The following is a 23,534-nucleotide window of genomic DNA, read 5'->3' as shown; positions in this document are numbered from 1 at the left end:
ACTCTTCATATCTCTTTATGAATACAAAGAAGTCTTTGAATGTAAGAGTGTTTCCTCATTCATCATATTTGCATTCCATTTCTTTCTCCCCCCCATTTTGGTTCCAACTGGATTTTTACTGTCTAGATTTTGATGATCCTGTGTTAGTTATGCCATATCTAAGTCCTAAACTATTATTCAGTTTTTCACATTCCATTCAATAAAGTTTTTGTAAGAAGTTGCCATACCTTTTTAACAGTTTTTACATTAACTTTATCTAAACGTCAAGAAATGTTCAACTTTTTACAAAACTCTCAGTAATTTTGCTTAAGAAGAATTACTATAAACATTTCTGTAATTCAAGCTGAATAGGACTGTTGACGACTTGAGTAAAACTATCAGATGTGAGCTTTTTCTTCCAGGAAATTTAGGAGTAGCGAATTCCTAAACAGATGAACTGTAAAATTAATTGTCTTCTGGAGAATCACATACAGACATAACCTGATTATTTTAGCCCAGAATTTGATCAATAATTCCTTGATGCGATAAGCCTCCGTATTCATCTGTGGAATCCAAAATTGGTTTGACTGCTCGCTTACGAAGAAGCCCAAATTCGTAAGAATTCAGGAGTCAAAAGTCAGGAGTCAGGAGTCAGAATGTTTGAGAAATTGGTTAATTATCAAATAGGTATTTTTGGCGTTAGCCTGAAATACCTGACTGCTGATAGCTGAATATACTACAAACGGGTGAAACTTAGACTTAGTGTCATACTGAGCTTAACGTAGTGGAGCGAAGTATCTCGGAGATTCTTCACTTCTTTCAGAATGACACTTTTAAACCGTTTTTAGTATAGCTCAATGCTGACTCAAAATCGAGTAGGAAAATTGAGCCTGCTGCTTTCTTCAAGATTAAGACTTGAGGGGGCAGGAGATAGAAAAATGGCGCTTAAGCATTACGTCATACGCTATCAATTACAACTAATCAACCGGACTTGATATCAAAAGGGGAGATTGTTAAGACAGTCTGTTGTTGAAGTGGGTTAGGGTATGAAGTGCATAATTTCGTCAATGCACTCAGAGGTTTTACACCTTACCGCTAATTATTCATTGCTGCTGTAAGTTGGGCTTTTGTTACCACAAGATTCTAGAATAATGCTGTTGGCGCAACTTGCCATTATGCATCATGCTGATCACTAACGGCTGAAGGTTTACCTCAAAAAATACAGCAGATTGCAGATCATCAATGAGGTACAAAATCTAAATTTAAACCTAGACAGCAATAGAGTTTTACTACTGACTCCTTACTCCTGCTGTATATCCGTTATAAAGTTAAAGCTAGGCTTAAGAGAGAATTAAGCTCAGGCATAGCAGTTAAAATGATTGCAGTGTAATTAACCAGAATCTTACACATTTTTATGGATAACCCGATGCTGCTCAAGTCCACAACCCGTCATATTCGCATTTTTGCGGCGGAAATGGACAAGGATGATTTAGTTCCTAGTAATCAGGTCTTGACTTTAGACATTGACCCAGACAACGAATTTAATTGGAATGAAGACACGCTACAAAAAGTTTATCGCAAGTTTGATGAACTAGTAGAAGCTTCCAGTGGTGAAGACCTAACAGATTATAACTTGCGCCGGATTGGGTCAGACCTAGAACATTATCTGCGAGCGCTCTTGCAAAAAGGTGAAATTAGGTACAATCTCTCCAGCCGCGTTAATAACTACAGCATGGGATTACCCCATGTAGCTGGTAACGCAAATCCATAAGGTTAAGAGTTATTGTTGGTGAGTAAGAGGCAGTTATCAGTTATCAGTTATCAGTTATCAGTTATCAGTTATCAGGAAACAGGGAACAGGGAACAGGGAACAGGGAACAGGGAACAGGGAACAGGCAATAGATAATTATTTATTCCCTGTTCCCACCCTGTCACCAAGTTAAACTTTGGTGACAGGGTGGGAATTAGTTGCTTTTATGATATGGAGTCTCAGGAAAAGAGAAGCTATGATGACGCTGTAGGATTGACTCAGGAGTATGTGTTTTGGATAAGCAGGCAGTATATGAATTTCAGCCTCTGCTGGTAATCATCAGCTAAAATCACGATCCAAATTTGGATATATTGAGTATAAAAATATGGGCGGTTTAAATTGCCGCTACCCATGCTGTTAAATAAATTGCCAATCGCTGATCGGTGCGACAAATATGGAAAATGACGCGGTAACGCTCTCCTGCCCAAATGAATATTGTCAAGCTGCCAACCCGTTGACCCACAAGTTTTGCCAGCGATGTTCCACTCCCTTACCCAAGCGTTATCTATGGGTAGTGGCAGATAGTTTGAATCTGGTTAGTCCTGGAGAAATTTTAGCCGATCGCTATTTGGTTATTGGTCAATCAATTATTTTTGATCTCAAGCCTGGTTTAGTACCGCAAATACCGGAATTAGATAATTTAGATCGAATTAGAGCTTATCTAAAACTAATTCCTTATCGCTTAAACATACCTCAAGTATATGGGATGCTCTCTCTCGATGAGAGACAATCTCAACCAAAAATATTACTTTTGGAAAAACCACCTATCTTGGTTGATAGCACCGACTCTCAGGTATATCTGTGTAGTAAGTTAACTAGGGATTGGGGTGATGCCTCATCAATGCGGCAAATGAATTGGCTCTGGCAGATAGCTCATTTGTGGGAACCCTTGTTAACTGAAGGAGTAGCTTCTAGTTTATTAGATCCTCATTTATTGAGAGTAGAAGGGGCTTTAGTAAGGTTACTAGAATTGCATTTTGATTCTCCAACAGTACCAACATTGTCACAATTAGGTGCATTTTGGGAACAACTACTCAAAGATGCCAAGCCTGCGATCGCAGAATTCCTCAAGCAAATCAGCGATGGTCTAATTCACGGAGAAATCAGTTCATCTGAGCAATTAATTGCCGTTTTAGATCAAGGACTGGCAGGATTAGGGACAGCCTCATCTGGAAGAAATGCGCCTACCCAAAACACCACCATTAAAATTATTACCCAAACTGATACAGGCCCTAGTCGTCAACGCAACGAAGATGCCTGTTACCCTCCTCGTGGCCTAGTTGTAAGCAAACCGCCCCAGCAAACTGCCTTAGCTATTGTTTGTGACGGCATAGGTGGACATGAAGGCGGCAACATAGCATCAAATTTAGCCATTGAAACCATTCAGCAACAAATTATCCAATTAACATCTGTTCCTTATGAAAATATTGATCCCTTACTACTGCTAAACGACTTAGAGCAAGCAGTATCTCTTGTTAATGAGAAAATCAGCCACCGCAATGACACTGAGCATCGTCAAGGCCGTCAACGCATGGGAACTACCTTAGTGATGGCTTTGCCTATTGCCCATGAAATGTATATTACCCATATTGGTGATAGTCGTGCCTATTGGATTACTCGCCACGGCTGTTATCAAGTTACTCTGGATGATGATGTGGCTTCCCGTGAAGTACGGTTAGGTTATACAATTTATCGTGAAGCATTACAACATAGTGGTTCTGGCTCTTTAGTCCAAGCTTTAGGCATGAGTAAAAGTGCTTCATTGCATCCCACTTCGCAACGATTTATCATTGACGAAGATGCAGTGTTCTTACTCACATCCGATGGCTTGAGCGATTTTGATCGAGTCGAAGAGTGTTGGGAAACAGAGATATTACCAATTCTTGCCGGTGAGACAAATATAGAAAATGTTGCCTCTCGGCTCATAGAAATTGCTAATACGAAGAATGGACATGATAATGTGACCATTGCTTTAGTACATTATCAAATCAACTATTCAGAACCAGATATTATTCTCAAAGCAGCAATTCCTACTATTTCAGCCAGTAAAACAGTAGATTTGACACCAAAAGTTGCTAATGGGATCGATTTAGGCGATTTCCATCAGCAAACTCAAGTAATTCAGGAAGCCAAGCCTGCCCGCACTTCTCAACTACCCCTACAATTACTAATTATTTTAGGAATTCTGTTAGCCGCTGGTTCACTGGGATATTGGTTGAAAATGCAAAGACAGCTACCATCTACAATAGTTGATCCAGCAACTCCATCTCCCAGTCCACAGCTAGAAACAAGGACAACACCAAGACCAATGACAACACCAAGACCAATACCCTTGGAAACACCAGATAATTTGCCATCACCAGTAGTTCAAACACCTGATTCCCAGTGATTCTCATCACCGTCATGGGATATGATAATTCAGGTGAAGAACAAAATCAAAAATTCACTTTCTGAACAAAATTTGCTTGTTGGTTTTTAGAGTTTAGTTTCCTGAATCCATGTCCTGCCTGAATGTGGCGATCGCTCCTCTGGTAAATACTGGCACTGATAACTTCGCTATTTGGGTAGTCAAAGCTCCCTATCCCAGTGGTTATGTTTTGCGTGACTGTGTTTTTTCTCCTGAACTTGGCCAAATTTGGCAAGAATGGCAGCAGATGTTTGCTGGTCATAGTCCCCTAGATATTGCTTCGGTTTCGACAATACGAGGTGTAAATACATTACCTATTGAAATGAGTTCGCCCTTGACCGGTCAAACTACTAGTCCTTACAGTAGTCGGTTGATGCAATCTCTGGGTATAAGTTTATGGCGTTGGGTCTTTGATGGGGCAATTCTTGGTAGTCTAGAACGCAGTCGCGGTATGGCTATGGGTCAAAATAAGCGTCTGCGCTTTCGATTAGAAATTCGTGACCCTGATCTGATTGCTCTGCCTTGGGAAATTATGCAACGCGAACCTGGCCAATCGGCAATATCTCTTTCCCAAGATATTTTATTTAGTCGGACTATTAGTGAAGTTGAACCCCTGCCTAATTTGCGAACAGATCCGACTTTAAATGTCTTATTAGTGTTAGGACATGATGACAATCTACAATTAGAAAAAGAAGCCGCTATTCTGGAAAAAATTTTGTCAGAATCTAGTCCATCTGAGACAAATTCTGTAGCAGGTTGTATGGTGAAAACACTCCTGCAACCTACTCCACAACAGCTAATTCAAGAGTTAGAAACAAAAGTATACAATGTCTTTTTATTCGCAGGACATGGTTTACCTGCTGCTGATGGTGGTTTATTGTTTTTGGGTGCAAATATGTCCCTCAATGGGATAGAATTAGCACAAGTTTTAACCCGTACAGGTGTAAAATTGGGGGTTTTTAACGCCTGTTGGGGAGCGCAGCCAGCGGTAATTAATCAACAAGTTATACCTGCTAGTAGTTTGGCAGAAGTGCTAATCCGTCATGGTGTACCTGCGGTACTAGCGATGCGGGATGAAATTGCTGACCAAGAAAGTCAAAGTTTTATTCAAGCTTTTACAGAAGCATTGCGAGCGCGTAAACCAATTGATGAAGCAGTGGCAGGAGCCAGGCAAGAACTGTTAACAATATATAAGTTCAATCAACCTGCTTGGACATTACCAGTTCTTTACCTACATCCAGATTTTCATGGTGACTTGATAAAAAGTGTTGATGAAGGAATTACGGAATTACCAGATACTGCTATCTCAGGGATTAATTCACCCAAACCCACAGCATCTTTACGATCACTTTCACCAGAAGGTAAAACTTGGTTATTGCGTTCAGGTGTCACCCGTATTGGTCGCACCAAAGACAATGATATTGTTCTTCCTGAACTCTATGTTTCCAAACGTCACGCTGAAATCCTCTGCCGGAATATTTTCATTGGTGGTCAATCTATCACCACTTATTATCTGCAAGATTTCTCTACTTATGGTACAACGTGGTGTTTGAGCGCCAATGGTTGGCAACAAATCCTCCGTGAAGAAGTACCTTTGTTGTCGGGAATGCAGTTAAAATTTGGCAGCGTCAAAGGGGAAACATGGGAATTCTTGATTGAAGGTGACTCGGGACTCGGGACTCGGGACTCGGGACTGGGGCGTGATGAGGGAGATTGGGGAGAATAACAACTAACAACTGACAACTGAATTGTTTTTTGCGGAAATTTGATTTTTCCAGTTGTAGCTGTCAATAGGGCTAATGAATTATGAGGTGAGATGATGATTAATAATAAAATTAATGGTTTAGATACTTGTAACTTTTTACCATCTCCAATGGATTTAGAGATATTAGAAGCACTACTACAGCCAGAAGATGGGACTTATCCCTGGAATTTGGTAGATGAGGAATCTGAAGCTTATTTTAACGAACTAGAGCAACAATTTGGATGCGATGATTTACTAGGGGAAGACTTGACTAGGGGAGCGGAAGATTTTTATCATAATTTAGATACTATCTGGTCTCAAGTCTACCATTCTAAAACTGATCATGATGAACAGCCTGCTAAGGGGCTAGAATCAAGTTTAAACAGTGTTTTTGCTGCTTTTGTCCCCTCAAATTGGCTGAATACCATCGCTCAAAAAGCTTTAGAAATTATCAATTTAGAACTATCAGCAACTGAACAATTAGTCGAATGTGTTCAAGCTTTGCTGCCAAATTTCGGAACAGAAGATTTATTTGTGTTAGTCCGTCATGTTGAACCCGCAATGCGGAGTTATGACCAAAATAAATTGGCCGTTATAATCAGCAATATTGAAAATCGAGGATGGACAGGCTTATCAGAAATAGAGCAAGCAAAAGCGGCTTTTGCGATCGCTCAATATGCCTTCAAAGAAATTTCTTACTCCGAGAATGAATCCTGAAATTATGCCCTAATTAACGGGTTTTGATTAAATTCAGATGTTCATTATTTGCAATTCTGTGTAGCGCTATTCTTCTGTGTCTAAATATTGTTGCGCTCCATTTTCATTTTTTATTCCTGATTTGTCCATTGTAGTCTAGATATAGACGAATTGGAATAAGTATCCATATATCCTAAGATATAGAATGTGATTAGAGCAGCAACTAATGGGGAGTTGGGAAGATGGGGCAGATGGAGAAGATGGGGAAAAATGAATTAAAAAATTTCTGCCTCCTGTCTCCTAACTAATAAATAATAACCAATTACCAATCACTAATCACCAATCAAAGTTTTACTTTGGTTCGAGAAAACGAGTAGCAAAATTTTGCGATCGCGTTGGTGATAGGACTCGTGCTTTGAGGATGGCAGCCATCAAAAAAGCGTAAGATAAAACCCCGACAATAACCAATAGCAAGGCATTAATAGAACCTGTCGCATTCCACAAAGCATGGAGGGCAGAAGCACTCAAATAACCAACCGCGAGAATCTGCCAACCCATCAATGGCTTCAGAACCGCTAACCCGATAAAATAACCCAAATAGCCGCTGTAAGCCATGTGTCCAGCAACAGAACCTAAAATGCGGGGAATTAGTAGTTGCAAACCCACTAATTGACCAGCACCTACCCCTGATTGTTGGGTGACATTTTGGGTAATGACTGGTACATATTGACCAAGAGTTTCCAGCAAAGTGAAACCTACAGCTGAAGCAGTTCCCAGCAAAATACCATCTAGAGGTTCCCACACACCTATACGTTCTCGCCAAGGTGATGGCAAGGAGTTACCGATAAAATATGCACCTAAAACGGGTACAGCCTTGAGAAATTCCTCCATTAAACCAGCGCCAAACAACATTCTCACCAGTAATTCTGTGAAGGTAATTGACTCTTGAGATGAAGGTAAATTACCAGGAAGAACTACACGAAATACAAAGATAAAAAAATCTAATAAAGGACTGAGCAAAATTAGCATTGTACTCAATGCCATAGCAATAAGTATCCACCAAGGCTTCTGTTTACCGCAAAGTTGGTAGACAAAATAGTAAGCAGCAGAGGCTATGTAAGACCCGACAATTACTTGATTTGCTTGGGGATTGCCTACGGTACCAAACATCAGCACTACAAAAATAACTGTTAATATTCCCGGTACAAGGTAAGCTTTGCGAGTTAAATCTTTACCAGTGGAAATAATTGGAAATAGTTGTGTGAAGCTAACTGAGTCATGCTGAGATTGCCGTTGCTGATTTTTGGCAGATGCTATGACTGTGCCTTGGTTCATCCTCATTACTGTTGGTTGAGGGACGAATTCATACTCAAAGATGAATTGTGGCCCATCAGCACCCAAAGAAATGCGATCACCTTGGTGCAATTCTTGAGAACCTTGTAACAATTGTCCATTTAAAAAAGTGCCATTGGCACTATTCAAATCGCAAATTACCCAACTGAATCTACTATCTGGAGATAAAGAGAGAGGACGAAGCACCGCATGACGACGAGATACCATCCGGTACATCATGGCATCCAAGACAACTTGGCAGCTAGGGTCGCGTCCAATGACCATTTCTTGATTGGGAAGCAGTGAGTAGCGAGATTCTGACCCAGAAGCTACGACCTTACTAGACACTAGCCGCAGAAATGCATTATGTCTTGCGTTTTTGCCTGTCATCGAATTAGTGAGTGTGTCTAAACAAATTCTATGGCTTACGCCACGCTATCAAATGTTTTGGTAGTAGACTTAACTTTAGCCTTATTAACAGCAGCACCATTGATAAATACACTATAACTTCACCAACTGTAGCTTTGGTCCAATTCAAAATACAAAATCCTAAATTCGTCAATTTATAGTGGTTTTACCACTGAAGACCGTATGGATAAAGCACAATAGTAAACCCGTACTGGCTAAAGCAGATTAAATTCTGCCATTGCTTTGGGAAAATTTTTGTTTTCATGTCCCGAACGGCTAAGTTTAATTAGGACAAACCGTTGTAATGGAGTTAACATTCCCCACTGTTGCAAGGTAATGGTGACACCTATTTCTTGTAGTTTCTCCTCAAGGCTAGGTGGTACAGTCGTAGTATTCATCCAAGGGGGAAGAGATTCAACAGGTAATTTGGTAGCTGGTGTCCCTGTAAGTTCCAAAATTAAATTTTGTAGATACTCTTGATGAGATTGAATCTCTGTTGCAGTAGAACAAGGTAATTCGACTAAATTACCACGTTCTGATAGATTCGATTCCAATCAGACAATCTTAGCTTGATACCACAGGTATCTAATTTCTAACATACCTGCATCAATATGCAACGTAAATTATCAACAAAGTCACCTTCAAATGCAAATAATTCTGTCATCTGATTTTGGATTTTGAATTTTGGACTTTCCTCAGTCTTAGTCCAACTATTTGGGATTGATTCTAAAAATAAATCAGGCAGTGTTTAGCATTAAGGAATTATTGGTCATCCGATTACAATCCGTTCTGGTTTAATGTTCTGTTTTGGAATTGCTACTGCGAATTATAAAATAACTAACTGATAGGGCAAGAATAGCAATTCCTAAACCAATAATTTCTATACCATCGGTTATTTTTAAATCAAGGATAATGATTTTTCTGGCAATAGCAATTAACGAAGTTACAATAACTAATTCAACTTGTAAAACGTGCTTTTTTAGATAACCACTGATATTTTCTAAAATTTCTAAAGCAATCAAAACATTGAGAAATAACCCAAATACTTTAAACAAATTCTGATTCAAACTTCCTTCTGATTGGGAAAGTATTTGCTTGACTATAAATATAGCTAAGTCGGCTAAAACTGCAAAAATGACTAACACCATCAGGATAGATAACAATTTTGATACTACTACCTCTACATTTTCTATCAAATACCTAAAATTTTCATCACTGATAGCTTGTATCAACTGTTTGATTAGCTTTTTCATTTTTTTTGATAGACCTCATTTAAAGTTACAGCAGCAGTCAGCAGTAAAAATCTTTTTGTAGATGGAGAAAGTAACTAAACTTTGTACTTTCTGCAATATGGAAGAGGCTGCAAGTTAAAAACTACAAAAATAAAAAAAATAAAAGTCCTCATAGATAAATCTACAGCATAGAAAAGATGATAGTATTTTCTAACTTAACAAACTTTGCAACTGGGAAAAAATTTAATTCTTCAAGGTTAATAGTTGATGATTCATAGTCAGAACTCAACAAATATCCTAATTCTATAAGTTTAAATGTAAAAAGTCAGGAGTCAGGAGTCAGAATGTTTGAGAAATGGTTAATTATCAAATAGATATTTTTGGCTTTAGTCTGAAAAGGCTGACTGCTGATGGCTGTTCGCGTAGCGTGCCGTTAGGCATTAGCTGAATGCTTACCTTTAAGTATCAGAAAAAATAATCATAAGCATTCATAATTTACTATGGTTAAATCAGTAATTCCTGATTATGAATATACATAGTAGCTTACCACTGTGAGGACAAAAGCTGATAATTTTTGGTAGTAGTTTCTACATTAATCAGTATTAATTCCACAGCACAAGCTTTTAATTCAGGTTGGAGAGAATCTGGACAAGATTGTGGGTGGGTAAGAAAGAGTATTAGCTTCTGCATTATGAGCCTATAAAGCACCCCAGTGCATGAGTACAAATACTGTCCCAGGAGAGCCTTAGTGATTTTAGCAGGAAAGTTGCCTAAACCGCGACGCGATCACACCTCCACCAATTGATGATCAATAATACCCAACTGTGATGCATCACGGGGATGAATTTCTATAAACGGTTCTGGGTGCATTTGGCGAATTTTATCAATCCTACCTGTGCGGGTTTGGGTGTGCCAATGTCCATATAATTAATCGCCCAGTAGTTAATACAAAAGGATAATCAGGATCAGGTGCTTCTGCTAAGACTTTAGAGTAAAATATACCAAACTGAGCGGGTCCATCTGGGGTATAAAACCGTAAATTGGTATATAAACCTTTAGTTTCTGAATTATTATCTTGGGAATATGGCCAATGAGTCAGTCCTTGTGCTGCTAAAAATTCATGACTCAAACCCGACATATCACAAGGACGCTGACGAGTTAATTGTACAAACTCAACATAAACTTCCACAGAATAATTAAAAGCAAACTTATCAGCAAAACCTAATATTCTTCCCACTTCCGCGAAGATTTACCAGTCAAGTTTTGCTTCCCTTGGTGGTTGATGAAAACTCTGACATATAGTGACACGACGTTCAGAATTAGTCATAATTTCGGTTTTTTCACCCCATTGTGCCCCAGGTAGCAAAAGGTGAGCATAACCAGCAGTTTCCGTAGGATAATAAGCATTGTTAAAATCGTAAAAGGCGATTTTAACAATGCTTTCTTAGTCCTTTATAAATCTGGCATACTGATAGCGGGATTAGTTGCTGCAATCCATACATAATAACTTAACATGATCGGATTCTAAACCAGTAATCATATCCCAAGCAGTTAAACCTGGAATCGGTGAAATTTTCCCCCTTTCTAAACCCCAAAAATCCTCAACTTCTGTGCGATGTTGCTCATTTTTTATTAACCGATATCCCGGTAACAAGTGTGCTAAACCTCCGGCTTCTCTTACTCCAATAGCATTAGGTTGACCAGTTAAAGAAAAAGGACCCAGTACCAGGTTTACCGATTTGTCCAGTCATCAAATGTAAATTAATAATAGTTCTAACTTTTGCAGTACATTCAGAAGATTGATTAACCCCCATTGACTACATAGAAAGAACAGATTTTGCTTTCCCCCAATATTTAGCCGTTGTTTCTAAATCTTGAACAATAATTCCACATTGACGCACTACTACACCAGGAGAATAATGACGAATTACTTCTGCATAAGCTGGAAAATTGCTAGTGCAATCATCCCTAAAAGCTGTATCTATATCATTCCATTTCATTAATAAATAGGCTATACCATTGAATAAATCAATATCTGTACCGGGACGAATGGCTAAATGTCAGTCTGCGAATTCTACGGCGGGAGTGCGATGCGGGTCAACAACTACCATTTTGACGTGACGATTTTTTGATGATATTTTGCCAATCTGTTAAAAACAATTGGGTGACATTCTGCGGTATTTGTCCCAATTAAAAAAGCACAATCAGTTAATTGCAAATCATCGTAAAAAAAAGGAGGACCATCAGCACCAAAACTCTGAATGTACCCAGATACCTCACTAGACATACACAACCGCGAATTAGCATCGAATATTGATTAGCACAGAAAATTCTGTTAAATGGGAGTTGTAGGTCTAAAATATTAGACAGTTTGAAGATCGATAAAAGAGGTAAAAATGGAATTACACAAATTATGCCAACTTCCAGCTATCCATTGACAACAAAGATGTAAAATAATTTCCGCATTTTCTTTTAACCAAAATTCACTCTTTTCTTTCATTTTTAAATTGACAACTTGGCGGATTAAACTTTCCATAGCTCCACTACCAATAGGTAATTTACGGGCTAAAACTTTAGCATAATTCAAACGTTCCTCCCCATAGGCACGTAAAAGATAATTCCTTTGTTTAACCAGAGTTTTAGAATGCTCTCCTACTGCTGAAGCAATAAATTCATCCATATTAATGCACCTTCTCTAATCTTTTCTTCATGGGCCTTAAAAGTTTGTCCATTCCATTGGGGAATGTTATTTTCTTCCAAAAGTTTCGTAACTTGCTCTTGAAAATTTTTCAAACATTTGCTTAAGTCAAGACTTCAATATATATTTTTGTCATTAATGGTAGGCGTTCCCTGTTTTTTCTTTGGAAATCCTACCTTTTTTTTGGCCACAATACCAGTCTGTCTCAACTTCTCTCATCTGATAAATTTATCTAGGTAATTTCATCTAATATCTATGTATGTATTATTTGAAGTTGACCGTAAATGATTTTTATCGATGCCTGTTTTGGGTTTAGCGATCGCACAGTTTTTACCCCACCTCACAAAATCGCGTTGCTCCCCATGCTTATCACTTTTAGCGGGATTCCGAGGGTATACGTGTTCAATAGATGTTCCTGCAAAATCATAAACTCTGCTTTTATCATGACATACAGGTTTTCCATTCGCTCCATTTTTATCCCATTGCTAATAATATTCAACAGACAGAAGAAAATACCTAAGCGGTTTATTGCTTGTACCAGTTCCTTAATATTGAAGCAGTGTTAATGAATTTCTAAAAGTTTGTTCTGCAGCTTTTGATTGGATCGTTATGTTATTAGGGTTTCAATGCTATACAATTGGAAATTGTTGCGAATATTAAGAGCTTCTTTAGAAGAAATACTTTTTAATGAACTTATATGTTCACTACATATTAATTTATATCTAAAAAAAATTCTCTCTAACATTTCAACTATCTCTGAAAAGTTCTTATGATCTAGTTCAGATGAGGCAAGCAACAAGGGAATTGATAAAGTATGTCCAAGTTCAATTAAAAGAATATTTAAACGAGTTCTATCCCAACCATTTATTTATAGGTTGCTGTTCTGGATATAACCATTCCCCTTTAACTAATTTTCGACATTGAAGTATGTGTCCTTTAATATGTTGCATTGTTTTTCTAAAATTCTCTGTATTATTGGTTGTTATATGATCTTTCTTTTTGATGTTCTGGAAAAAATTTATCAATAAACATATCAAACACAGCATTTTGTTTTGGTCTATTACCGTGGAAAGAATCATAGATCCAATTCAAATAGTCGCTGGTATTAGACGGATAATCAGCAAGAAAGAATGTCATCCCATAATTCTTCAACTCTTCTCTGTTATTGAGGAATATTTTCTAAAATATCTAAAGTTTTAGCTCTTAATAAACCTCCATCTGTCAAATTTGTTCCTCTATCATTAATAACTTGAAATAATCTAAAAGCTTCCTCCTTTTTATCACTAGCCATTTGTAGTACACTAAAGTCATTATCTAAAATTTTCTGAACAATTTCAAGGTAATCAATTTCTTCTTCAATTGTGCTACGTTTATCAACAATTGATTTTAATGTTTTATCCAGTCCTTTATATGCAGATCAAATTTTATAATTTGAATACCTTAATGGTGAAGTGTTAACACCACGAATTAAATCACTATAGAAAGAATGATCAGATTTTGAAAGTTCTAAAACCTCTACAGGTGTAACCACTCTCTGAATTTCTTGTTCAAATTCAATAAATCTATTGAACAATTCTTTACTTCGTCTTTATATAATTTGTAAATTATTATTGCCTCCTGATTTTTTAGCATCAGATTCTAAAATTTTGTAAAATTTAATCAAACAAGCTACCAATAAAGTAAATGTTGCTATTCTTTGCTGCCCATCAATAAATAATTCCATGCTGATCTTGATCAAATGTACCATAAACAGAATATTTAACAATAAGAACTCCACCAAGAAAATGATTAATATCTTATCCTTGCTTTCTTTTGCCAAAACAAATTGTTTAGTCATTTATCAAATCTGATACACACTCTGAGTTCCAAGCATAGGCTCTTTGATTATTTGTAATAAAAAATGTAGATTGGCGTTTAAAGAGAACACCTACAGAAAGATAGCTTGGATCAATCTTCATATAATAACAATAAAATAAATTGGTGTATTTATTCATTACTGAATAAATAATATTACAAACTGTGTCAAAAGGTCAAAATAATGACAGTCTCTAAGCTGATGAGTAATAATGAGTGCTAGTTAAAAATCAGACCATAAATTACAACATCTATGAAACGACGTGAATTCTTTAATTGGGTGGGTTTAGGTTTATTAGCTAGTTCCTTACCTGTAGCGATCGCAGCCTGTTCTACTGAAACAACCACATCAGCATCTTCTACATCTGCTGCAGCTACTCAAAAATGGCAAAAAGTGGGTACTGTGGCAGAATTAGACAAAACGGGACAATTATTAGTAGCAGATTCCCCAGTGGGTGCAGTTTTAGTAGTAGGTACATCCAAAGCCGCCAAAGATTTGATTGCTGTTAACTCTACCTGCACTCACAAAGGTTGTACAGTTGCTTGGAAAACAAATAAAAATCAGTTTGTCTGTCCTTGTCATGATGCAGAATTTGCTCGTGATGGCAAAGTACAAGAAGGCCCAGCCGAAACACCATTAAAAACCTACCTCACTAAGATTGAAAGCGATTCTGTATTTGTGAAACAAGCTTGATTTGTAAACTGTTTCACAGACCAACTCATGCCAAACTGACATTAGGGGGTGAACACTTATTACCCCGTGTCGGTAAAATCTGTCAAGAATGGGAATCAGCCACACAAGAATTAACAGATTTAATGGACGGAAAATGGACGGAAAGCAGTCAGAATTGTGTATTGCGGCAATTCATTCTGTCTGTGCTTCTTACCTACCACCAGTTCTACAAAAATTTTGTCATGATTATCCAGATGTGCAACTACGAGTAACATCTTTAGGAAGTGATCGCTCCCTCAAAGTTCTCAAAGATGGCCTAGTAGATTTAGCAATTGTCATGCACAATCGGTTTATAATCACTGGCAAAGAAATGCTCGTACAAACATTATATTATGAACCCATAGAAGTCTTAACAGCAGCTAATCATCCCCTAGCCAAGTTTGAATCTATGCCTTGGTCAGTGTTAATTCTTTATACCCAAGTGGTATTTAAAGATGGTTATGGAATGTAGCGTTTAATTCAAGATTGCTTTGATCAACTAGAAGCGAAACTTCAAGCAGCCTTAGAAGTTAACACCTTAGATGCTTTTCGGCGAGTAGTCCGTCAAGGAGAACTAATAGGTTTACTACCCCATTCCGCATTAATAGAAGCAAAATTTGATCCCAGTCTTGTAGTCCGTCCTCTAGCTAGCAATAGTAATTTACCAGATAATTCCAGTTTGACTCGTCGGGTAGTCATGGTAAGAACTCAACACCGTCTGGAAATTCCTCCTATTCAACACTTTTGGCAACTAGTACAGGACAACATAGCGCAAGCGTCTTAATGGAAGTTGTAGGAAGATGAGGAAGATGAGGAAGATGAGGAAGATGAGGAAGATGAGGGAGATGAGAAAGATGAGGGAGATGAGAAAGATGGGGAAGTAATTTTCCTAATGACCTCCAATGCCCAATGACCAATGACTAATGACTAATGACCAATATATTTAGAGAATCTATCCAAAAAGTCGGTAGTGGTAGTGGTAGTCACACTTCAGAAAATCTCACCCGTGCTGAAGCTGCTATTGCAATGAAAATGATGTTATTAGCCGAAGCGACACCAGCACAAATCGGCGCGTTTTTAATTGCTCACCGGATCAAGCGACCCACTGGGGAAGAGTTAGCCGGGATGTTGGATGCTTATAATGAACTCGGTCCTAAGTTGCAACCCATAACTCAACCCGTCATAGTTTTAGGCATACCCTATGATGGCAGAACCCGTACTGCACCAATTAATATGATTATAACTTTATTAATTAATAATTAGCTGCGACGGGACAACCTGTGATTATGCATGGAGGCGGTGCCTTTGGCGAGCGAAGCTATTGCTATTCGACAAAATATGGTTTATCTTTAATCGAGATTTGGCAAGGTTTAGGAGTAGATTGGACTAATTTACCTCTGCCTACAACTCAGCAGGTATTTGAAAAAACTGGAATTGGTTTTATTCACACACCAACACTTTTTCCTCTGACCCAAACTATTTGGGAATACCGCGACCGACTAGGTAAGCGTCCACCACTGGCAACAATGGAATTAATATGGTATCCCTATGCTGGTTATGCTCACATTATTGCGGGTTTTGTCCATCCACGGACCGAAGCAATGTTTTAAGTTGCTTTAGAACTGCTCGAATTGAAGAAATATACCTTTGTCAAGGGTTTAGAAGGTAGTTGTGATTTACTGGGCGAGCGCACTGCCATTATCGGCTTCTCATCATCCAAAACACAAGAATTAGAACGCTTACTCCTCGTACCCCATGAATATGGCTTTACACCTAAAAACGTTAGCCTTGGTACGACAGAGGAAGTCATCAAGGATATACAGTCCGTTCTAGCTGGAGAACCAAGGGAATTTATGCAAACAGCTTTATGGAATGGCTGTTTTTATCTATGGCACAGCGGCATTTGTCCACATATTCCAGCGGGTATAGACAAAGCCAAAGAATTATTTAGTAGCGGTGTAGTAGCCGCTAAACTGCGAGAACTGATTCCTGTTCCCTGTCACCTGTTAAGAGTTCTCCACAGACAATAACATACCCTCACAAGCCAGTAAAACATTGGGAAAAGCAGATTTAACTTGGTCTTGAATTTTATCAAGAAAAGTATCATTATCATCTGGGTGATGGTGGGAGATAACTAATCTTTTTACATCAGCAGTTTGAGCTAAATCAACTGGAGTTTTCCAAAATAATTCAGCATACTCATGGTTTTTACCAGTCGGTGGAGTGTAAGTAGCATTAGTAACGAGTAAATCAGCACCTTGAATAATATGTAAAATCTGCTTTTGCTCTTCTATATCAAGACTTTTATGTAAATCTGTCGCGTAGGCAATGCTATGCTCTCCCCAAGTCACCCGGTAGCCGATTGACTTCTGATTCTTATTGATTATTGCCATCGTTATTTTCACTTCACCTAACTCTACTGCATTGCCAGGAGTCAAATTATAAAAATTCAAATCTGATTCCATCACCTGTAAAGGGTAAGGAAAGTGAGGTTGTAGCATCTGATCGCACAAACATTGTTTGATTGATGCACCATTTGAGGCAGCTGTTCCGTAAATATGAAAGCAATTACTTGCAATAAATGCCGGCGCAAAAAAGGGAAATCCTTGGATTCGATTTGATTGGGAGTTGGTAAAAAATAAATGGGCTTCTAAGGATTTTTGTTGCTGCTGCCACATTTTCCCCAAGATGCGTAACCCAGTACCCCCATCAAAAATTAAGTGTTGTCCTGCTACATATATTTCTACACAAGCAGTATTACTACCATAGCGGCAGGTGTGACTGTTCGGGGTAGGAATTAAACCTCTTACACCCCAAAATTTAACCCAGAACTCCCCAGCAAGGTGATTGTCCATGGGAGTCACTTGTTCATTAACGTAGTTTTTGGAATTAGATAGCTCAAAATTTGACATTTTTTTTGAAATTAGAGCTTACTGAGCAAATCATCGTAGTTTCGCACTTCTAAAATCTGGTTTTTTTCATCCACAATAACAACTGTAGGAGAGTAATGTTTTAACTCTTGTAGTGTAAATTGCCCGTAAGTCATTATAATCAAGCGATCGCCAATAATGCCTAAACGTGCGGCTGCCCCGTTTAATTCTATTATCCCTGAGTTAGCTGGAGCAGGAATAGCGTAAGTAATAAAACGCTTACCATTAGCACTATTCACTACTTGTACTTGCTCATAAGGTAAAATACTAGCTTTATCTAAAAGAACTTGGTCGATACTGATACTACCCACGTAGTTAATATTTGCCCCCGTGAGGGTACAGTTATGAATTTTAGCCAAAAGGAGAGTCCGCTGCATTTCGTTTTGGGGTTTTCTGCCACAAGTGGGAGTAGTTTCAGTCTATTAATCAGGTTTTAGTTGGTAATGGGGACTAGGGACTGGTGATTGGTAATTGGAAAAACTCTTCATCCTAGTCCCTCATCTTCCTTCCCCATCCCCAGTCCCTAGTCCCCATTACCCATCATCTATTATTATTTATCAGCTTTGATGAACTTTTCTACTAAGGGTGCAACCCTGTCTACATCTTGCCAGCCGAGAATTTCTGTCACCTTTTTTTCCAAACTTTTATAAGAACGGAAAAATTCAGCAATTTCGTCTAAACGGTGGGGAGGTAAATCTTTCAATGATTTTACATGGGCGTAGCGTGGATCTTTATCGGGAACACAAAGAATTTTTTCATCGCGATCACCACCGTCAATCATTTCTAAATAACCAATTGGTCTTGCAGCAATGACACAACCGGGAAAGGTTGGTTCATCCATTATTACCATGCCATCCAGAGGATCACCATCATCAGCTAAGGTATTAGGTATAAAACCATAGTCATAAGGGTATTTTACTGAAGAATAAAGCACCCTGTCTAGAGCAAAAGCTTGTAATTCCTTATCGTACTCATATTTATTTTTACTCCCGCCTGGAATTTCAATCAGAACATTAATCACACCCGGTTTTGGTTGGGCAGGAATAAGAGATAAATCCACAACAAAACTCCTTCGCTAACAGTGAATCTAGGTAGAACGCAGTTTGGTTCCCCGTGTAAGATTTTAGGACAATTGTGCATCTCTTCCCAAGGTCTTTGTACAAAAGACGCAGAACCCCGACTTCTGTGAGAAATCAGGGATCTTTTTGTATGGCTAGCGCCACGCTGCGCTATAACGGAGAATTTAGGATTACTTTAGGATTACTTTAGAATTGCCTAACTTGGGTTAGGAACATTTATTTATTGCTTCTTACTAAGTGGTAACTCAGGTTCTGCTGATTGTTCTGAACATCAGGTGAAGAATAGTGGGAAATGATAAATACAGGTAGGGTAAGGGTTATGAGTGCGATTGCCGTTCCCACAATGTCTGCCAAACGTTGGGAATATGTATCGGAAGAATTGGCAGACTGGCTATTTGAATTCATACAAAATTGCAGTTTTTCTGATCACTGGTAGGTTTACTCTCGATGATAGAGTCTCAGTTTCTATTTTAGCTATTTTTCTTGAATTAACTTGGTATTCATCATTAATTTTATCCAGTTTCAAAAGTGGCATACTAAATTTTTGTTCGCAACAACTTTATTACAAATTAGATATCAAACACCCAGAGTTTAATCTTGTAACTAATGATTTGCCATTATCACTGAACCAAAGTCATCAATCATTGACATCACAATAATATTTACTGCATGATTCTTTACCTTTTTAATGAAATTGAGGTTAAACAAACAAAGTTCATCGGTATGAACTTGTTTAATTAAAACGCTCAAACAGCTATATATAGCTGTTTGAGCATTCTTTGGGTTCAACACATAGTTATTTTAGTTAAAGCCACTGAAAGCATCACGGTCTCCTCAATGGTTTAACTACACATACACTCTGAGTCTTGACGATTCCGTAAAATTAGCAGTAAATTCTTTTTAGAATCAGATATATCTACCGTATAAATACAGTTACTACCTTGGGCAGCAAACTAAATTTATGCACCGTAAATACAATTCCATAATCTCTGTAAATAGACTTTATCGCTGTGAGTTAGATCACAACATTTGTGTAAACCTATATTATTTGTGTAAACCTATATATAGATAGAGATTTCCTTCAACCTGAAATATAAATAGCTGATGAATTGATATATATAATTTTTGGTTAATAAATGGTTAACCATAACAAACAGTTAGCCACCATGAAAAATGTATACCAATAAACAATAAAGTTGATCATGAAAAAACCGCCTCTAGTGGGGGCGGTATGCTTAAGCAATCGGAGGGTAATTACACCTTACTTAATTCATTAGACCTCTTGCAGAATTAAAATTCTATGTTATAATTATCCTTTGTATTTGTTTTAGCAAAAAGTTAGAGTCACACGCTTATGTTTGAATTAGCGACCCCAAAGAACAGCAAAGATACATAAAATCTAAATCTCTCTATTATACCACAGAAACAATTTTGCAAGAGGTCTATTTTAGAAATGCTGTATTCTAGTTTGCATTTGTCCTAGATTGTATTTTTTCATCCTTTACCATAAGCACTAATAGGTTCTTTGATGAATCGGATGTAAAGATGCCTAAAGGTAGATGTAATGACGCGAGGCATGGCAAAATCAATGGGCATTAATGTTTCTGGAAGTTGCCAATCCGTAATTTGTAATAAATCTGGTGATAGATTGGGAAATTCAATATCTGTTAATTCTGGGCAAATTCCTAATCTTTGAGAAGCCGCAACCGTAGGAACTTGTTCAGGTGAAACCTGTAGAACTTCCAACATTGCTCGATCTAAAGCAAATACATTTGCTGAGGCTGCTAAAATACCCAAATTACGAGGTTCACCACCACTTGGTCCATTTCCTTCATGACCAATAATCCCATCTAAAATAGTTAAACTGGGATTAATTGCTCTCGCAGTTTCTACTAACATTTCTCCAAATCTTTTTGCATCTTTACCAGCTTCAAAATGCCACCAAGCTTTCATTTTACCGGGAACACAACCAAAGAGGTTTTTTACTCCTAAAGTTACAGTTAATTGGGCATGAGATTTAACTTTAGGCAGGTTAATTATCACATCTGCCTCCATTGCTTCTTTAGAAAGTAACAGGTGATTAAAATTATCATTAACCGTTTGATAACGGTTCCCATTAAATTCAACAATGGGGATATTTAATTCTTCTAAAATTGATAATAACCCATTGGCTATGGCCACACCTTTAGCACTACCAAAAGCGGGACTATCTCCTAAAAATGGCTTACCACCTGAGGCTATCACCATTTCAGCAACAGCGCGGACTAATTCGGGGCGGGTGGTACACTCTTTTGTAGGACGTGAACTTGTGAGTAAATTGGGTTTAAGAAGGACGTGATTGCCTGGTTTCACAAAAGGAGCTATTCCCCCTAATGGTTCTAACAGCGTTTCTAAAGATTCTTTTAAAGCATCTTGTTCGTAGGATTTAGCTCGGATTAAACTAACGGATGATTTTGGTGTCTGCATAATTAATAATTGCGTTATTATCTAATAATATAGATGAATTTGAATTAATCCTTGAGGGTTTAGCATTGCTAAACCCTTACTTCTTTCTTTATAAAGGCACAATTGCGCTCATCTGCTCTAAATCTAAGACGGTTGCTAATTCTGCTTCTGTCATTAAGCCTTTTGCAAGAACTATCTGACGCAGAGATTTCCCGGTCTCTAAAGATTCTTTAGCGACGGCAGCAGCATTAAGATAACCAATGTGGGGATTTAAGGCGGTGACTAATGCTAAACTACCTTCAGCGTAGGCTAAACATCTTTCTTTATTGGCAGTGATACCTTGGATGCAGCTTGTAGTTAGAGCAGAAATTGTATTTCCTAAAATCTCGATGCTGTGAATTAAATTGTAGGCGATGAGGGGCATCATCACATTTAATTCTAATTGTCCGGCTTGGGCTGCAAGTGAGATGGCATTATCGTATCCCATCACCTGAAAACATACCATTGATGTCATCTCTGCCATTACCGGGTTATATTTCCCAGGCATAATAGAAGAACCCGGTTGGACTGGAGGTAGTTGAATTTCCTTCAACCCGTTTTTGGGTCCTGAGTCCATTAACCGTAGGTCATGGGAGATTTTAACTAAATCCTGGGCTAAATTTCGCACTCCCCCGGAAACATTCACAAATGCACCCATACTTTGCATAGCGGCCATTAAATGCGGTGCGGGTTCTAAAGGCATTTCTAATAATTGCGAAAGCACTTCTACTACCCGTTTGCGATATTCAGGATGGGTATTCATTCCTGTTCCGGCTGCACTACCACCTAAACCCAAACTCATCAAATCACCAGAAGCGATATATAATCGGTTTTGATGTTCCATGAGGATTTGCGCCCAAGCCTGGAAGTTTTCACCCAAACGCACAGGTACTGCATCTTGTAAGTGGGTTCTGCCAGATTTGACGATATCTTGAAATTCTACTGCTTTGGCTTCTAGGACAGAAATTGCTGTTTCTAAAGCGGGATGTAATGTTTTAGAAAGTGCTAATAAGCTACCGATACGGATAGAGGTAGGAATAACATCGTTGGTAGACTGTCCATAGTTAAGATGATCGTTAGGACTAACGCGCTTATAGTTGCCCTTTTCATCTCCCAGAATTTCTAAAGCGCGGTTGGCTAGAACTTCATTAACATTCATGTGGTGAGAAGTTCCCGCACCGGCTTGATAGATATCAACGACGAATTGATCCCGGAGTTTACCTGCTAATATCTCATCAGTTGCTTGGATGATGACTTGGCTAATATCTGCGGGAATACAACCGAGGTCTCCATTGACAATAGCAGTAGCTTTTTTAACGTAGAGGCAAGCACTTATGTAGGTAGGTAAGGGCTTGATGCCGCTTATAGGGAAATTTTCGATAGCGCGTTGAGTTTGGATACCGTAATAAACATTACTAGCAATTGAGCGATCGCCCATCGAGTCCCGTTCAATGCGAAAATCTGTATTGGTAGTCATCGTCTGCTGTGGAATAATCTCAAAATATAAATCATCCCATGCAGATACACCAAAAGCCCAATTTAGAAATCTTTTTTAGGATAAACTTGAGGTTAAATCCTGGGAGGTAAAAATATTATGGTAGCAACATCAACCCGTCATTTAAGTTTAGAAGAATTTTTAAAACTACCAGAAACTAAACAGACAAGTGAATATATCAACGGAGAAATAATTCAAAAACCCATGCCTCAAGCTCAACATAGGACAATGCAAGGTGAGTTAGTTACTAACGTTAATAATGTAGTAAAACGTCAAAAAATCGCTCGTGCTTTCCCAGAATTACGCTGTACCTTTGGTGGACGTTCTATAGTTCCAGATGTAACGGTATTTGCATGGAATAGAATTCCTGTGGATGGAAATGGAAATATTGCCAATGTTTTTAATACTTATCCTGATTGGACAATTGAAATCCTTTCTCCTGAACAAAGTGCAACTAAGCCTACCAAAAATATTTTACATTGTTTAAATCATGGTACTAGCTTAGGCTGGTTAATTAATCCTGAAGAATCTAATATTATAGTTTATCCACAGAACCAACAACCAATATTTTTACATAAAGCAGAAGATATATTACCAGTTCCAGATTTAGTTGGTAATTTACATTTGACTGTTGGTCAATTATTTGACTGCCTAAAATTATAAAAATCATCAAC

At 38.1% G+C, this 23,534-nt stretch carries 18 protein-coding genes and 5 pseudogenes; 8 read left to right on the top strand and 15 right to left on the bottom strand.

Annotated features, from left to right (window positions below):
• The first annotated feature begins 1,393 nt into the window (after window positions 1-1,393).
• On the top strand, window positions 1,394-1,750 hold the full coding sequence (gene ndhM, locus AAZO_RS12910) for an NAD(P)H-quinone oxidoreductase subunit M (RefSeq protein WP_041640356.1): 357 nt from the start codon (window positions 1,394-1,396) through the stop codon (window positions 1,748-1,750).
• Window positions 1,751-2,123: 373 nt separating this feature from the next.
• On the opposite strand, the gene AAZO_RS41385 is transcribed toward ndhM, so the two are convergent.
• The gene (locus tag AAZO_RS41385; protein ID WP_266884809.1) at window positions 2,124-2,252 is read right to left on the bottom strand and encodes a hypothetical protein; all 129 of its coding nucleotides are present in this window, start codon (window positions 2,250-2,252) and stop codon (window positions 2,124-2,126) included.
• On the opposite strand from AAZO_RS41385, the gene AAZO_RS12905 reads away from it, so the two are divergent.
• The 3 genes from AAZO_RS12905 to AAZO_RS12895 all read left to right on the top strand — a co-directional run bounded on the left by AAZO_RS12905 (window position 2,244) and on the right by AAZO_RS12895 (window position 6,657).
• Window positions 2,244-4,178, top strand: a complete 1,935-nt coding sequence (locus AAZO_RS12905) for a PP2C family protein-serine/threonine phosphatase (protein WP_228371184.1) — start codon at window positions 2,244-2,246, stop codon at window positions 4,176-4,178. The two genes, AAZO_RS41385 and AAZO_RS12905, sit on opposite strands and share 9 nt — an antisense overlap.
• A gap of 109 nt (window positions 4,179-4,287) precedes the next feature.
• Window positions 4,288-5,922, top strand: coding sequence for a CHAT domain-containing protein (locus AAZO_RS12900; protein ID WP_013191596.1), 1,635 nt, complete (start codon window positions 4,288-4,290; stop codon window positions 5,920-5,922).
• Window positions 5,923-6,012: 90 nt separating this feature from the next.
• The gene (locus tag AAZO_RS12895) at window positions 6,013-6,657 is read left to right on the top strand and encodes a hypothetical protein (RefSeq protein WP_228371183.1); all 645 of its coding nucleotides are present in this window, start codon (window positions 6,013-6,015) and stop codon (window positions 6,655-6,657) included.
• 330 nt (window positions 6,658-6,987) lie between these two features.
• Here the strand turns inward: AAZO_RS12895 and AAZO_RS12890 are convergent, their stop codons facing one another.
• The 7 genes and pseudogenes from AAZO_RS12890 to AAZO_RS26670 all read right to left on the bottom strand — a co-directional run bounded on the left by AAZO_RS12890 (window position 6,988) and on the right by AAZO_RS26670 (window position 14,143).
• Window positions 6,988-8,358: a PrsW family glutamic-type intramembrane protease gene (locus AAZO_RS12890; RefSeq protein WP_013191594.1), complete on the bottom strand. Its 1,371-nt coding sequence runs from the start codon at window positions 8,356-8,358 to the stop codon at window positions 6,988-6,990.
• Between the two features lie 233 nt (window positions 8,359-8,591).
• Window positions 8,592-9,040, bottom strand: a pseudogene (locus tag AAZO_RS12885) (nitrate reductase associated protein).
• 130 nt (window positions 9,041-9,170) lie between these two features.
• Window positions 9,171-9,629, bottom strand: coding sequence for a phosphate-starvation-inducible PsiE family protein (locus AAZO_RS12880; RefSeq protein WP_013191593.1), 459 nt, complete (start codon window positions 9,627-9,629; stop codon window positions 9,171-9,173).
• 522 nt (window positions 9,630-10,151) lie between these two features.
• Window positions 10,152-11,919, bottom strand: a pseudogene (locus tag AAZO_RS12875) (molybdopterin oxidoreductase family protein); the annotation flags it as partial.
• 51 nt (window positions 11,920-11,970) lie between these two features.
• Window positions 11,971-12,288: pseudogene (locus tag AAZO_RS12870) on the bottom strand (ISLre2-like element ISCst1 family transposase); the annotation flags it as partial.
• 1,180 nt (window positions 12,289-13,468) lie between these two features.
• Complete coding sequence (locus AAZO_RS41380; RefSeq protein WP_266884798.1) at window positions 13,469-13,597, bottom strand: hypothetical protein; 129 nt, start codon at window positions 13,595-13,597, stop codon at window positions 13,469-13,471.
• Between the two features lie 297 nt (window positions 13,598-13,894).
• Window positions 13,895-14,143: a hypothetical protein gene (locus tag AAZO_RS26670; RefSeq protein ID WP_049790706.1), complete on the bottom strand. Its 249-nt coding sequence runs from the start codon at window positions 14,141-14,143 to the stop codon at window positions 13,895-13,897.
• A gap of 270 nt (window positions 14,144-14,413) precedes the next feature.
• Between AAZO_RS26670 and AAZO_RS12860 the strand changes: the two genes are divergently transcribed.
• The 3 genes and pseudogenes from AAZO_RS12860 (at window position 14,414) to AAZO_RS12850 (ending at window position 16,902) form a co-directional block, all read left to right on the top strand.
• Window positions 14,414-14,854: a QcrA and Rieske domain-containing protein gene (locus AAZO_RS12860; protein WP_013191591.1), complete on the top strand. Its 441-nt coding sequence runs from the start codon at window positions 14,414-14,416 to the stop codon at window positions 14,852-14,854.
• A gap of 2 nt (window positions 14,855-14,856) precedes the next feature.
• A pseudogene (locus AAZO_RS12855) lies at window positions 14,857-15,656 on the top strand (LysR family transcriptional regulator substrate-binding protein); the annotation flags it as partial.
• 146 nt (window positions 15,657-15,802) lie between these two features.
• Window positions 15,803-16,902: pseudogene (locus AAZO_RS12850) on the top strand (anthranilate phosphoribosyltransferase family protein).
• Here AAZO_RS12850 and AAZO_RS12845 read toward each other — a convergent pair.
• From AAZO_RS12845 to AAZO_RS12825, 7 genes are all read right to left on the bottom strand, one after another.
• A complete protein-coding gene (locus AAZO_RS12845) occupies window positions 16,879-17,784 on the bottom strand; it encodes an MBL fold metallo-hydrolase (protein WP_013191590.1) in 906 nt (301 codons plus the stop codon). The pseudogene AAZO_RS12850 and the gene AAZO_RS12845 overlap by 24 nt on opposite strands.
• A gap of 11 nt (window positions 17,785-17,795) precedes the next feature.
• Window positions 17,796-18,179: an aspartate 1-decarboxylase gene (panD, locus tag AAZO_RS12840; RefSeq protein ID WP_013191589.1), complete on the bottom strand. Its 384-nt coding sequence runs from the start codon at window positions 18,177-18,179 to the stop codon at window positions 17,796-17,798.
• A gap of 173 nt (window positions 18,180-18,352) precedes the next feature.
• Window positions 18,353-18,862 (bottom strand): inorganic diphosphatase, encoded by a 510-nt coding sequence (locus tag AAZO_RS12835; protein WP_013191588.1) that lies wholly within the window; start codon window positions 18,860-18,862, stop codon window positions 18,353-18,355.
• 235 nt (window positions 18,863-19,097) lie between these two features.
• Window positions 19,098-19,286 (bottom strand): TLTLP motif-containing protein, encoded by a 189-nt coding sequence (locus AAZO_RS38190; protein WP_081462779.1) that lies wholly within the window; start codon window positions 19,284-19,286, stop codon window positions 19,098-19,100.
• 198 nt (window positions 19,287-19,484) lie between these two features.
• The gene (locus tag AAZO_RS33775) at window positions 19,485-19,673 is read right to left on the bottom strand and encodes a hypothetical protein (RefSeq protein ID WP_144031291.1); all 189 of its coding nucleotides are present in this window, start codon (window positions 19,671-19,673) and stop codon (window positions 19,485-19,487) included.
• Window positions 19,674-20,375: 702 nt separating this feature from the next.
• Window positions 20,376-21,347, bottom strand: a complete 972-nt coding sequence (locus tag AAZO_RS12830) for an Npun_F2552 family protein (RefSeq protein WP_013191586.1) — start codon at window positions 21,345-21,347, stop codon at window positions 20,376-20,378.
• A gap of 88 nt (window positions 21,348-21,435) precedes the next feature.
• Entirely contained in the window at window positions 21,436-22,842 is a 1,407-nt protein-coding gene (locus AAZO_RS12825) for an aspartate ammonia-lyase (protein WP_013191585.1), read from the bottom strand.
• A gap of 117 nt (window positions 22,843-22,959) precedes the next feature.
• Between AAZO_RS12825 and AAZO_RS12820 the strand changes: the two genes are divergently transcribed.
• A complete protein-coding gene (locus tag AAZO_RS12820; RefSeq protein WP_013191584.1) occupies window positions 22,960-23,523 on the top strand; it encodes a Uma2 family endonuclease in 564 nt (187 codons plus the stop codon).
• Window positions 23,524-23,534 lie beyond the last annotated feature (11 nt).

It is taken from the genome of 'Nostoc azollae' 0708, assembly GCF_000196515.1.
GTDB classification, from domain to species: Bacteria; Cyanobacteriota; Cyanobacteriia; order Cyanobacteriales; family Nostocaceae; genus Trichormus_B; species Trichormus_B azollae.
Note: the sequence above shows the minus strand (reverse complement) of the source record. Positions and strands in the feature narration are given on the sequence as shown.

Bases quoted from the DNA above. Each gene is read 5' to 3' on its own strand.
- ndhM (WP_041640356.1), top strand. From the start codon at position 1,394: ATGGATAACCCGATGCTGCTCAAGTCCACAACCCGTCATATTCGCATT.
- AAZO_RS12900 (WP_013191596.1), top strand. From the start codon at position 4,288: ATGTCCTGCCTGAATGTGGCGATCGCTCCTCTGGTAAATACTGGCACT.
- AAZO_RS12895 (WP_228371183.1), top strand. From the start codon at position 6,013: ATGATGATTAATAATAAAATTAATGGTTTAGATACTTGTAACTTTTTA.
- AAZO_RS12890 (WP_013191594.1), bottom strand. From the start codon at position 8,358: ATGACAGGCAAAAACGCAAGACATAATGCATTTCTGCGGCTAGTGTCT.
- AAZO_RS12880 (WP_013191593.1), bottom strand. From the start codon at position 9,629: ATGAAAAAGCTAATCAAACAGTTGATACAAGCTATCAGTGATGAAAAT.
- AAZO_RS41380 (WP_266884798.1), bottom strand. From the start codon at position 13,597: ATGGCTAGTGATAAAAAGGAGGAAGCTTTTAGATTATTTCAAGTTATT.
- AAZO_RS26670 (WP_049790706.1), bottom strand. From the start codon at position 14,143: ATGACTAAACAATTTGTTTTGGCAAAAGAAAGCAAGGATAAGATATTA.
- AAZO_RS12860 (WP_013191591.1), top strand. From the start codon at position 14,414: ATGAAACGACGTGAATTCTTTAATTGGGTGGGTTTAGGTTTATTAGCT.
- AAZO_RS12845 (WP_013191590.1), bottom strand. From the start codon at position 17,784: ATGTCAAATTTTGAGCTATCTAATTCCAAAAACTACGTTAATGAACAA.
- panD (WP_013191589.1), bottom strand. From the start codon at position 18,179: ATGCAGCGGACTCTCCTTTTGGCTAAAATTCATAACTGTACCCTCACG.
- AAZO_RS38190 (WP_081462779.1), bottom strand. From the start codon at position 19,286: ATGAATTCAAATAGCCAGTCTGCCAATTCTTCCGATACATATTCCCAA.
- AAZO_RS12830 (WP_013191586.1), bottom strand. From the start codon at position 21,347: ATGCAGACACCAAAATCATCCGTTAGTTTAATCCGAGCTAAATCCTAC.
- AAZO_RS12825 (WP_013191585.1), bottom strand. From the start codon at position 22,842: ATGACTACCAATACAGATTTTCGCATTGAACGGGACTCGATGGGCGAT.
- AAZO_RS12820 (WP_013191584.1), top strand. From the start codon at position 22,960: ATGGTAGCAACATCAACCCGTCATTTAAGTTTAGAAGAATTTTTAAAA.